We start from the raw sequence: 9,826 nt of genomic DNA, 5'->3' as shown, positions 1-9,826 counted from the left end.
GAGTATCCCAAACCGCATGGGCCGGCCCGGATACACAAAGTTCAGGACACTCCCTTCGTGCCTCGCACAACGCCTTGTAATCCCATCGCCCTCATCAGACGCTCCACCGTGCAGCGGGCGATGTCGCGCCCTTCGCGCCGCAGCTGATGCCAAACCTTGCGCGCGCCATACCGGGCCCGACTAACATCGAAGGCCCGCGTGATGGCAGCCATGTCCAGTCGATCCTGCCTGGCCCGATCCGATGCAAGGTCGGGATCACGCTCGACAGCCTTGAACGCATAGAACGTCGATGGTGCGATCCCCAGAACCCGCCAGATCGGCCCGACACCATGGACACCGCGCTGATCATCGATGAACGCGATCATTTGCGGAACGGGCGGTCGAGCTCCGCCGCAGCGAAATACGCGCTGGCCTTCTTCAGGATCTCGTTGGCCTGGCGCAGTTCACGAACCTCCCGCTCCAGTTCCTTGATCCGATCCTTCTCGGCACTCGTCAGCTCGCCGCGCTGGCCGGCGTCACGTTCGGCCTGCTGGCACCAGACGCGCAGACTGTCGGGCGAACAGCCAAGCTTCGGCGCCATCGCCTTGTAGGCAGCCGTGTCGCTGGCGTAATCGCCGCGGCTCTCTCGAAAAAGCCGAACACCGCGGTCGCGAAGCTCGGCCGGATAGGCGGGGGGGAATCTCTGCTTTGTCATAGGGCTCATCCTTTGAGTGTTTTACTCTCCGGTAAACCCGGGGCGGTTCAATGAGGGTCAGCACGGCGAGTCCACCATGGCGCTGTCGCCCGCCAGCCTCGTGACCCGAGCCCTGCACACCACGTCAGACTTTCCGATCATCCTCGGCAACACCGTGGGCCGCGTGCTGCGCGATGCCTACCAGGCAGCACCCTCGGGGATCCGCCGTCTTGGCCGCCAGACATCGGCGCGGGATTTCCGGGCGGTGAACAAGATCATGCTCGGGGAAGCCCCGCTCCTGGAGAAGCTGAACGAGGCGGGGGAGATCAAGGCCGGGACCATGGCCGAGGCCCGCGAAGCCTACAAAATTGAGACCTGGGCCAAGAAGATCGGCATCACGCAGCAGGTGCTGGTCAACGACCACCTCGGGGCCTTTTCGAACCTCGCCCGCCGCATGGGTCAGGGGGCGACAGAAACCGAGGCGCGGATCCTCGTCGGCCTGCTCGAGGCGAACAGCGGCAACGGCCCGACCCTGTCGGACAACACGGCGCTGTTCCATGTCGATCACGGCAACCGGGCGACGACCGGCGCTGTGATCTCGGACACCACCCTGTCCGCTGCGCGTCTAGCCCTGCGCACACAGAAGGGCATCGAGGGCTGCGTGATCCGCGTGACGCCGAAGAACCTGCTGGTGCCGCCCGCGCTGGAGACCGTGGCCGAGAAATGGCTCGCCACCATCGCGCCTGCCACCGCCGCCGATGTGAACCCGTTCTCGGGCGCCATGTCGCTGGTGGTCGAACCTCGCCTGACCAGCGCAACCCGCTGGTATGTTACCGCCGATCCGGGCGAGATCGACGGCCTCGAGTTCGCCTACCTCTCGGGCAACGAAGGGCCCCAGGTCGAAAGCCGGTCGGGGTGGGATGTGGACGGCGTGGAAATCCGGGTGATCCTGGACTTCGGCGCAGGCTTCATCGACCACCGCGGCTGGTTCCAGAACCCCGGGGCGTAAGATGGCCGACCTCGCCCAACTCATCGCCTGGCGCGATGCCCTGATGGCCGCCCGCTATCAGGGCATCCGCACCGTCGAATACGACGGCAAACGGGTCACCTATGCCAGCGACGCCGAGATGGCAGCGGCGCTGGGCGACCTCAACCGCCAGATCACCGGCACCACGGCACGTATCGCCGTGGTCCGCATCCAGTCTTCAAAAGGGCTCTGACCATGCAGAACTACATCCAGAACGGCCACGTCATCACCGTGACCGCACCCACGGGCGGGGTAACCTCCGGCGAGGGGATGATCATCGGCAACATCTTCGGCGTCGCCGCCTACTCGGCCGCCGAGGGCGATCCGCTCGAACTGGCCACCACGGGCGTCTACAAACTCCCCAAGGCCACCACTACGGTGCTGACCGTTGGCGCGCGCGTTGCTTGGGACAACACGGCAAAGAACATCAACGTGCCGGGAGCTGGGCGCTTTCCCGTGGGCGTGGCGACCGAGGCGGCAGGGAATGGCATCACCAGTGTCGCTGTGCGGCTGGACGGGGTAGCGACGGTGCCAGCTTGAAGACGGGCCTGCGCCATCGGCCATATCAACTCATGCCTATTCTCTTGTGCGCTCGACGAATTGCCCGTGGATGTCATAGACGTTCTTGTAGAGCATGACCGCGACGCGCTCTCCACCAGAACCACGAACAAGCAATTCACCCCCGCAGCCGGGGTGAATGGTACCGGTTGGAACAGGTTCCTCCGATGCTGTATCGTGGCCATAGGGGATTGACATGCTCGACACATCCGGCGACCCACACGCCAAGCAGACCGGCCCTCGGCGGAGGCCCATGACTTGTCGGAGAACTTCGAACCCACTCGTCGGGTCAATCGCTTCCTGGATCAGGCTTTTCTTCCAGAAGCTTCGATAGACCTTCCTTTTCAAGGCTCTTTTGCGCCAGAAGCCCGCCAAGGATGCCTCTTCCGCTTCATCGAATTCATCACGATCCGGAAGACGCTCAATCGGCGTCACTGTGCAGCAATCGCGGCAAATCGCGAGTTCGCGGTCAAAGGAAGCCTCACGGCCATTACTATCTCTCCAGACGAAATAGCCGTTCAGAATGAGAGAAGCCTCTTGAAGGTTGCAATTGGTGCAGGTGACAATCCGATAGGGCACTGACATCGCGGCCGTCCTCTATTCGTCTTCGAATGGCAGTGGGCCATTGAAGAAGTACTGCAGGACTCGCTCCGATAGCTCCTCAATGTCGTCTTCGGTAAACCCCGCAAACTCGCAGATATGATTGATCGCTGGCCGCCAACGGTTGTTGAGAAGGCGGTCGAGGTGCTGCGGCAGGACGGTTTTCTTTGCCTCCTCCGTCAGGAAGGGCGGCAGGAAGCAAAGCGCGATTGCCTGCAGGCCAAGGTGTTGCTTGCTCAAAAAGAACAGCCAAAAAGGGAACTCATCGTCGAGCTTGTACACGAAATCGCGCACCTCTGGAATCTCGAACAACTCCCGCGCATCTTGGTCGTAGCCGTGAAATGCAACGTCCACGCGCTCGAACATTGATCGTGCGATGTCGGGATTCTTGGTGAAGCGGCCAAGCACCGAAGCTGCTGCCGACACATCCCCTGCAATTACCTCGTTCCTTGAGATCGTCACAATCACGGGGTCAAAATCATCGAAGTCTATCGCCACGTTATCCCCGCTTCTTGCCTAATCTCACGTCAAGCTACACAGGGACAGCATGTGGCACAATTTCTGTTTGCTCCTCCCGATGCTCACCTTCGCGAAAGGCCATCTCGGTGATTTCGCGAAGACGGGCGCGGTAGAGGTCCAGCGAACCAACATGGCCCCAGTTCACGTCCTCTGGGCTGTAGTCGAAGTGGGGGGGGGCGCTGAGGGTTGCCAGGCGCGCGAGCATCGCGTCGATCTCTGTCTTGGCGCTGATGAAAGCGTGCAGCGCCGCGTCGTTGGTCTTGGGCATGTTGTGGTCTCCAACCCTGTGTCAGCGACCATGAGGCTGGGCTTTGGGGCGGGATCAAGTGAATCGTTGCCCATGAGTCAGGCGCCAATCACTGACACGGGCCGCCAGCGTTTTGTTGACACAGTGTTGACAAGGCGCGGAAACGCAAAAAGCCCCCGGTGAAGGAGGCTCTTAAACCACGGTATTATTTTGATATTTTGGTTGCGGGGGTAGGATTTGAACCTACGACCTTCAGGTTATGAGCCGAACCTGCTGAATTTTATGACTCTTTTGATTTCAGGGACTTACCAGACAAGCCTTTGGAATAACGGATACTTTTACGAAGTCTCAACGTTTCTCGCCGGATTTGGGCGGATCGACGTGCGCTCACGAACGCATTCGCGGGTTGACCAGGCGTTGACAAGCGAAGCTCATCAAACGCGAGGAACCATCTGTACGCCCCGACCGATATTTACGCGCCGGGCGGAGAGCCGACCTTCGCTGCGAGATGCCCGGAAAACCGGAATGAGACCATGGCAGCCTATGTCACCGGTCAATCGGTCAGGCTCGCGCTCATATCAATTTCCATTTCAAGCAATACGGATGCGAGGCACTTGCCGTGTGCGTCGAGGGCCAGTGAGCGGGTGACTCCTCCAGTCAGCGCTCCGCGGATCACGAAGTTGAGCGCGTGGAGGTGTGGGAGGGTGTAGCGCGTGACGTCCTCTTTGGCGAAGCTGCCGAAATGGGCCGCCACGCGGGCCGGAGTGACATGATCGCGGATGATGGGCCAGTGCGCCGGATCGTAGGCAATGACCGAGATGTTGGACACGTCGCCCTTGTCGCCGGTTCTGGCATGCGCGATTTCATGCAGTTTCACGGTGGACCTCCAGCATCTCTACTCCGGATGTGACGGCATTGGCGGGCATCAGGGTCGAGGCGATAGCCAGCACTTCGCGCACGGTGCCCGTTGCACCTCCGCCGCCTGCGGGACCGGCAAGGTACAGGCCCTCGACCTCTTCGACGACACGCCGCGCCGTATCGGAATCCGCACAGCGGGCGGCACAGCGGACGCGGACCTCTGGCGTATCGGCTGCCGCGCGCGCACCCGGCCAGACCGAGTTTACGCCGACCATTTCGCCGCGTTCGTCAAACATCTGCGCCCCGTACGGGGCGAGGCGCGCGCGGACCGTCTCGATCGCGAGCTGGCCGCGCGCCACGCAATTGGCCCCGGCATAGCTGATCTGGCCTTCGCCGATCCAGCCGTCGCGGTAGCCGACAGAAACCTTGAGCTGCCCCGTCGCGGGGGTCCCGCCCGCCCCGCTTACCCCAATGCGATCCGGGTCGAGGTCGTGGAAGTCGACGCTTGAAAAATCGGCCACCACATCGGGTTGCAGGTAGCGGGCGGGATCATGGATCTCGTAAAGCAGCTGTTCGATGCAGGTCGCGCGGGTGATCCGTCCCCCGGTCCCCGGCAGCTTGGTGATCGTGGCGTTGCCCTCGGCATCGACCTCGGCCAGCGGGTGTCCGATGTTGGCCAGATCGGGTACGTCCTTGACGCCGGGGTCCGCGAAATAACCGCCGGTGATCTGGGCCGCGCATTCCAGCAGGTGGCCGATCAGCACGCCGCGGCCGAGCTTTTCCCAGTCGTCGCGCGCCCAGCCGAATTCGTGGACGAGCGGGGCAAGGAAGAGCGTCGGGTCGGATGCCCGGCCGCAGATCACGACATCCGCACCGCCTGCCAGCGCCTCGACCAGCCCGTCGATGCCCACGTAGGCATTGGCCGACACCAGCCGGTCGCCCAGTTCGGACGCCGGTGCACCGGTTTCATCCAGCACGAAACGTCCGATCCGGTCGAGCACGTCATCGCCTGTTACCGCAGCGACCTTCAAGCCCGACAGCCCAAGCTCGCGCGCGATCCGGGCGGTGTGCTGCGCGGCCCCCACGGGGTTCGCCGCGCCCATGTTCGTCACGATCCTGGTGCCGTTTTTCGCGCAGACGGGCAGCACGGCCCGCATCCGCCGTTCCAGCAGCGGATCGTACCCCCTTGACGGATCCTTGCGCCGTGCCTGCTGGGCCGAGGCAATGGTCCGCTCGCCAAGGCATTCGAACACGAGGTAGTCGAGCTGACCGCGTTCGGCGAGGTCGAGGGCGGGGGCCAGCCTGTCGCCCTGAAACCCCGCGCCCGCACCAATCCTGATGATGCTCATGCCGTGGCCCTCCGCTTGCCTGCGCGCCCGGCGTAGTAGGCCCCGCCCAGCAACGCCAAGGCTATGAACGGCGTCACCGGATGGGGATAGATCGCGAGAGCTATAATCACGAGATACAGCGCGATGTCGACCGCCCGCACGTCATGCAGACGCGCCCCGGCCAACAGTCCCGGCACCGCGATGACCAGCACGAGCCCCGCCGCGACCGCCTCGAGAATGTCGAGCGGCCCGCCGCCCAGCAGCATCCCTGGGTAGAGCAACAGCAGGAAGGGCACGATGTAGGTGACCGCGCCCAGACGCACAGCCTCTCCGGCCGCAGGCAACCAGTTGGTTCCGGCGATGCCAGAGCCGACAAAGACCGCCACGCAGACAGGTGGCGTGATGACCGAGATCGTCGCGAAGTAGAAGACGAAGAGGTGAGCAGCCAGCGGATCGATCCCCACTGCCGTCATGGCCGGGGCCAGCACGGCGGCGAGGCGCAGCCGAGTCCGCAGGCAATCGCCGCAATTCCGAGAACGTGATAGGGGTGGACCTGCTCGCCCAGGAACAGGACGGCCAACAGCACGCCGAAGACGGGGATGAGGTGGATCGACAGCCCCGCCTGTGCCGCCCCGAGACGAGCCACCGCGAAGTTGTAGAGCAGGTAGGCCACGACCGAGGGAAAAATCCCCAGATAGGCCAGCGCACCAGCGACCTGCGCGGACCACTGCACAGCTGCTCCTGTGCTGTGCTCCCACAGGGAGCACGGAACGAGCACTAGAAGCGCCAGTGCCATCTGCGTGCCCATCAGGCCGATCCGGTCGATACCGGCAGGGATCTTGCGAAGCCAGAGTGTGTAGAACGCCCAAGAGATCATCGCGCAAAAGATGATCAGATCGCCCTTGGCAAAGGAAAACGATGCCAGCCGGTACCAATCTCCTTGCAGCACGATAGTGAGAACGCCAAGAAGCGAGATGAGAAGCCCTGCGACTTGGACCCGACGGATCACCTGTCCGAAGAAGAGTGCACCGAAAAGGACCACAAGGATCGGGATGAAGGAGTTGAGCAGCAGCGCGTTCGCGGCGGTGGTCGTCCGCAGACCCAGATAGATCAGTGTATTGAAGGAAAAGACGCCCGAGAGCGAGACACCGAGGATTGTCCAGCGGTGTTGCCAGTAACGCGGCAGGTCGCGGCGCATGGCGGGGGCTGCAAAGGGCAGCAGCAGCAGAAAGGCGATGATCCAGCGCCACATGGACAGCGCGAAGGGCGGCACGGCCTCGTGCATCGCGCGGCCGACAATGAAGTTCCCGGCCCAGAACAGCGGTGGCGGCAGGAGAAGCAGGAGCCCGGTCGTGCCGAAGCCGCCTTTCGGAATGATGTGCGAAGTGGACACGGGCGGGCGCCTTATGATCGTGATTGCGGAATTTCTGCCGCGCACCATATCATCAACCCGCAGGTTTATTCCGGCAAAGAAGCGCGTAATCCTCCACTCTCGCACCACAAGAAATCTTAGAAACGGCTTTTGGAGAGATTTTCTAACGGGCGGCACGTTCCGGCAGGACTGCGGCGCCAGAGACCGCGCAGGAAAGGCGGAAAATGCCATAGAATGACGTGATGGCGCCATATCCTGTCGCACCATTTGATATCATCGCAGGAATACGCCATAAAATGTTGTCACGCCTATGCTATCAATCGGCAACCCAATCCTGCGAAAGACCCTGCCATGCCTCTTCACCTCGATACGCCGCTGCTTCGGTCGCGCAAGCTCAGCCTGCTGTCCGGCCGGGATGTCTGGCTGAAGCTCGATGCCCTGCAACCGTCGGGATCGTTCAAGCTGCGCGGCATCGGCGCCGCCTGCGAGGAATACAAGCGGCAGGGCAATACCGGCTTCGTGTCGTCCTCGGGTGGGAATGCAGGGCTGGCGGTGGCCTATGCCGGGCGGATGCTTGGCGTTCCGGTCACGGTGGTCGTGCCCGAATCCACGCCCCTTCACGCGCGCGGGCTGCTGGAGGAGGAGGGGGCTACGGTCATTGTCCACGGCAAGGTCTGGGCCGAGGCGAACGAGTTGGCGCAGTCGCTTCTGGACGAGGCGACCGCCTTCCTGCACCCGTTCGACAACCCGCTGATGTGGACCGGCCACGCCACGATGATCGACGAGGTGGTACGGGCCGGGGTGGAATTCGACGGCGTCATCCTCTCGGTCGGCGGCGGTGGCCTTCTCAGCGGCGTGGCCGAGGGGCTGGACCGCAACGGCCTGTCGCACCTGCCGATCGTCGCGGTGGAAACGCAGGGCGCCGACTGCCTGGCGCGGGCCCTGGCTGCCGGAGAGAACATCAGCATCCCCGCCATCACGTCGGTCGCGACCTCGCTGGGGGCGAACCGCGTTGCCGACCATGCATTCGCACTGGCGCAAAGCCGCAACCTCCGCAGTGTCACCGTCACCGATGCCGAGGCGCTGGAGGCGTGCGAGCTGTTCTTGCACGACCATCGCGTTCTGGTCGAACCCGCCTGCGGCGCGTCGCTTGCCATCGCCTATTCTGAGCGTCACCGTTCCGCGCTGGATGGCATCGGCGCGCCGCTGGTCATCGTTTGCGGCGGTGCCACCGCGACACTGGAAAAGGTCCGCGAATGGCGGGCTGCGGCATGACGGTGAACCCTGGCGGGGCAGCCATGGCCGATGACATCGACAGCTTTGACCTGAAGATCCTCTCGCTGCTGCAGCAGGACGGGCGGATCAGCATGATCGACCTGGCCGAGCGCGTGGGCCTTTCGCCCTCTCCCTGCGCGCGGCGTGTGAAGTGGCTGGAGGCGGAGGGCTATGTCGATCGCTACGTGGCGCTCCTGAACCCGCAGAAGCTGGGTGTCGGCCTGAACGTTTTCATCAACATCCGCTTGTCGAGCCAGACGACTGCCGCGTTTGACGCCTTTGACGCTGTCGTGGCCACCATCCCCGAGATCGTGGGCTGCCATCTGCTGACCGGCGCCTTCGACTACCTCCTCCAGGTCCGGGTGGCCGATATAAGCGAGTTCCGAGACTTCATGCGAGACCGCCTGACGGCTATCGAGGGGGTGATCGAGACGCAATCCAGCATCGTGCTGGAAGAGCTGAAGGCCACCACCGAAATCCCTTTCCAGGGCCGCTCGACCCTGGCGCCCTGAGACGATGAACAGGGGGGACCAATTTGACCTTAATACCCAAGAGCGTCAGCTTCGTCCGCTCAGCGGACCTTGGCCCCTGAAAAATGCTTCGCGACGCGCGAACGACTGCTTCGGTGATGCTGCGCCGCGGCGTTGCCTCTCGGCCCCAAGGTCGGCTTTGGGCCGTTAGCGCTGCCCCTACCACTTCGGCGTCACATCCTTCATCCCCTTCTGCAGTAACAGCGCCACCTGTTCCGCAGTGAACTTGAACCCCTGGCCGTCCGGGATTCGCTCGGCAGAGACCGGGTATTTTGGGCGGCGAGGTTCGATACCGCTGATGCGGAACCGCTCTCGTCCGGTGGTAAACTCGCGGCCATAATCGGCGGGGGAAAGGCCGAATGCCTCGGCCAGCGCCTCGAACCGTAGACGCTCGGGATCGAGGGCTGTGCCATCTGGCAGGGGGATCGAGACGCGGAAGGTGGCATCAAACCCCCAGCGCAGGTCGACGCCGGTGATGTCGCGCGGCTCGACCACCAGGCCATGACGAGCGGCGACGGTTTCGCAGGCCTTCAGCATCTCGGCTTGCAGGCGCTGGCACAGCATGGGCGTCAGGTTTCTCAGAGGCTTGGAGCTGGACATGGGAGTTTCGTGATTGGGGGCGTACCGACAGGATTACCCCATGGGCGGACCCCGATCAAACGATGGGTGCAGATTTTGGCGTGCGTCCGTCTAATCCCAACGCCGCGCGCCGCGCCAATTCGCCCAACCCCTTGTTATTCCTGTCCGGAATTGACCCCGGCCTCCCAATTCCACCTTCCGCCTTTATTCCGGTCCCTGCCCCGTGGTCCGACTTGATAGTGGCGCGGGTCTACGCCTGT

At 63.2% G+C, this 9,826-nt stretch carries 15 protein-coding genes and 1 other annotated feature; of the genes, 5 read left to right on the top strand and 10 right to left on the bottom strand.

What is annotated here, in order from left to right:
- Positions 1 to 41: 41 nt before the first annotated feature.
- On the bottom strand, positions 42 to 365 hold the full coding sequence (locus Q0330_RS06640; RefSeq protein ID WP_299476268.1) for an IS3 family transposase: 324 nt from the start codon (positions 363 to 365) through the stop codon (positions 42 to 44).
- Positions 291 to 407: a sequence feature (AL1L pseudoknot), on the bottom strand. Its footprint overlaps the gene before it by 75 nt.
- Positions 362 to 694 (bottom strand): transposase, encoded by a 333-nt coding sequence (locus tag Q0330_RS06635; RefSeq protein WP_299476266.1) that lies wholly within the window; start codon positions 692 to 694, stop codon positions 362 to 364. It overlaps the preceding feature by 46 nt. Before Q0330_RS06635 ends, Q0330_RS06640 begins: the two co-directional genes overlap by 4 nt.
- A gap of 76 nt (positions 695 to 770) precedes the next feature.
- On the opposite strand from Q0330_RS06635, the gene Q0330_RS06630 reads away from it, so the two are divergent.
- From Q0330_RS06630 to Q0330_RS06620, 3 genes are read left to right on the top strand one after another with little or no spacing between them, the layout of a single operon-like run.
- Positions 771 to 1,682: a Mu-like prophage major head subunit gpT family protein gene (locus Q0330_RS06630; RefSeq protein ID WP_299476264.1), complete on the top strand. Its 912-nt coding sequence runs from the start codon at positions 771 to 773 to the stop codon at positions 1,680 to 1,682.
- A gap of 1 nt (position 1,683) precedes the next feature.
- Positions 1,684 to 1,893, top strand: coding sequence for a hypothetical protein (locus Q0330_RS06625; protein WP_299476262.1), 210 nt, complete (start codon positions 1,684 to 1,686; stop codon positions 1,891 to 1,893).
- Positions 1,894 to 1,895: 2 nt separating this feature from the next.
- Complete coding sequence (locus Q0330_RS06620) at positions 1,896 to 2,240, top strand: DUF2190 family protein (protein ID WP_299476259.1); 345 nt, start codon at positions 1,896 to 1,898, stop codon at positions 2,238 to 2,240.
- Between the two features lie 36 nt (positions 2,241 to 2,276).
- Here the strand turns inward: Q0330_RS06620 and Q0330_RS06615 are convergent, their stop codons facing one another.
- From Q0330_RS06615 to Q0330_RS06585, 7 genes are all read right to left on the bottom strand, one after another.
- Complete coding sequence (locus Q0330_RS06615; protein WP_299476256.1) at positions 2,277 to 2,843, bottom strand: hypothetical protein; 567 nt, start codon at positions 2,841 to 2,843, stop codon at positions 2,277 to 2,279.
- Between the two features lie 12 nt (positions 2,844 to 2,855).
- Entirely contained in the window at positions 2,856 to 3,356 is a 501-nt protein-coding gene (locus Q0330_RS06610) for a chlororespiratory reduction 6 domain-containing protein (protein WP_299476253.1), read from the bottom strand.
- 34 nt (positions 3,357 to 3,390) lie between these two features.
- On the bottom strand, positions 3,391 to 3,645 hold the full coding sequence (locus Q0330_RS06605) for a hypothetical protein (protein WP_299476250.1): 255 nt from the start codon (positions 3,643 to 3,645) through the stop codon (positions 3,391 to 3,393).
- 532 nt (positions 3,646 to 4,177) lie between these two features.
- On the bottom strand, positions 4,178 to 4,501 hold the full coding sequence (locus Q0330_RS06600) for a hypothetical protein (RefSeq protein WP_299476247.1): 324 nt from the start codon (positions 4,499 to 4,501) through the stop codon (positions 4,178 to 4,180).
- A complete protein-coding gene (locus Q0330_RS06595; RefSeq protein ID WP_299476244.1) occupies positions 4,488 to 5,831 on the bottom strand; it encodes an acyclic terpene utilization AtuA family protein in 1,344 nt (447 codons plus the stop codon). The genes Q0330_RS06600 and Q0330_RS06595 overlap by 14 nt, the downstream gene beginning before the upstream one ends.
- On the bottom strand, positions 5,828 to 6,283 hold the full coding sequence (locus Q0330_RS06590) for a TRAP transporter large permease subunit (RefSeq protein ID WP_299476241.1): 456 nt from the start codon (positions 6,281 to 6,283) through the stop codon (positions 5,828 to 5,830). Before Q0330_RS06590 ends, Q0330_RS06595 begins: the two co-directional genes overlap by 4 nt.
- Entirely contained in the window at positions 6,280 to 7,203 is a 924-nt protein-coding gene (locus Q0330_RS06585; RefSeq protein ID WP_299476238.1) for a DMT family transporter, read from the bottom strand. Before Q0330_RS06585 ends, Q0330_RS06590 begins: the two co-directional genes overlap by 4 nt.
- Before the next feature lie 330 nt (positions 7,204 to 7,533).
- On the opposite strand from Q0330_RS06585, the gene Q0330_RS06580 reads away from it, so the two are divergent.
- Complete coding sequence (locus Q0330_RS06580; RefSeq protein ID WP_299476235.1) at positions 7,534 to 8,457, top strand: pyridoxal-phosphate dependent enzyme; 924 nt, start codon at positions 7,534 to 7,536, stop codon at positions 8,455 to 8,457.
- A 23-nt stretch (positions 8,458 to 8,480) separates the two neighbouring features.
- A complete protein-coding gene (locus Q0330_RS06575) occupies positions 8,481 to 8,969 on the top strand; it encodes an Lrp/AsnC ligand binding domain-containing protein (protein WP_299476232.1) in 489 nt (162 codons plus the stop codon).
- A 177-nt stretch (positions 8,970 to 9,146) separates the two neighbouring features.
- On the opposite strand, the gene Q0330_RS06570 is transcribed toward Q0330_RS06575, so the two are convergent.
- Entirely contained in the window at positions 9,147 to 9,587 is a 441-nt protein-coding gene (locus tag Q0330_RS06570; protein WP_299476229.1) for a hypothetical protein, read from the bottom strand.
- Between the last annotated feature and the right edge of the window lie 239 nt (positions 9,588 to 9,826).

The sequence above is a fragment of the uncultured Paracoccus sp. genome (assembly GCF_937873615.1).
GTDB lineage: Bacteria > Pseudomonadota > Alphaproteobacteria > Rhodobacterales > Rhodobacteraceae > Paracoccus.
This window is presented reverse-complemented; position numbering and strand designations above follow the sequence as displayed.

What these genes read in the sequence shown, in the direction of transcription:
- Q0330_RS06640 (WP_299476268.1), bottom strand. Translation starts at nt 365, where the DNA reads ATGATCGCGTTCATCGATGATCAGCGCGGTGTCCATGGTGTCGGGCCG.
- Q0330_RS06620 (WP_299476259.1), top strand. Translation starts at nt 1,896, where the DNA reads ATGCAGAACTACATCCAGAACGGCCACGTCATCACCGTGACCGCACCC.
- Q0330_RS06625 (WP_299476262.1), top strand. Translation starts at nt 1,684, where the DNA reads ATGGCCGACCTCGCCCAACTCATCGCCTGGCGCGATGCCCTGATGGCC.
- Q0330_RS06575 (WP_299476232.1), top strand. Translation starts at nt 8,481, where the DNA reads ATGGCCGATGACATCGACAGCTTTGACCTGAAGATCCTCTCGCTGCTG.
- Q0330_RS06630 (WP_299476264.1), top strand. Translation starts at nt 771, where the DNA reads ATGGCGCTGTCGCCCGCCAGCCTCGTGACCCGAGCCCTGCACACCACG.
- Q0330_RS06595 (WP_299476244.1), bottom strand. Translation starts at nt 5,831, where the DNA reads ATGAGCATCATCAGGATTGGTGCGGGCGCGGGGTTTCAGGGCGACAGG.
- Q0330_RS06590 (WP_299476241.1), bottom strand. Translation starts at nt 6,283, where the DNA reads ATGACGGCAGTGGGGATCGATCCGCTGGCTGCTCACCTCTTCGTCTTC.
- Q0330_RS06570 (WP_299476229.1), bottom strand. Translation starts at nt 9,587, where the DNA reads ATGTCCAGCTCCAAGCCTCTGAGAAACCTGACGCCCATGCTGTGCCAG.
- Q0330_RS06605 (WP_299476250.1), bottom strand. Translation starts at nt 3,645, where the DNA reads ATGCCCAAGACCAACGACGCGGCGCTGCACGCTTTCATCAGCGCCAAG.
- Q0330_RS06580 (WP_299476235.1), top strand. Translation starts at nt 7,534, where the DNA reads ATGCCTCTTCACCTCGATACGCCGCTGCTTCGGTCGCGCAAGCTCAGC.
- Q0330_RS06615 (WP_299476256.1), bottom strand. Translation starts at nt 2,843, where the DNA reads ATGTCAGTGCCCTATCGGATTGTCACCTGCACCAATTGCAACCTTCAA.
- Q0330_RS06635 (WP_299476266.1), bottom strand. Translation starts at nt 694, where the DNA reads ATGACAAAGCAGAGATTCCCCCCCGCCTATCCGGCCGAGCTTCGCGAC.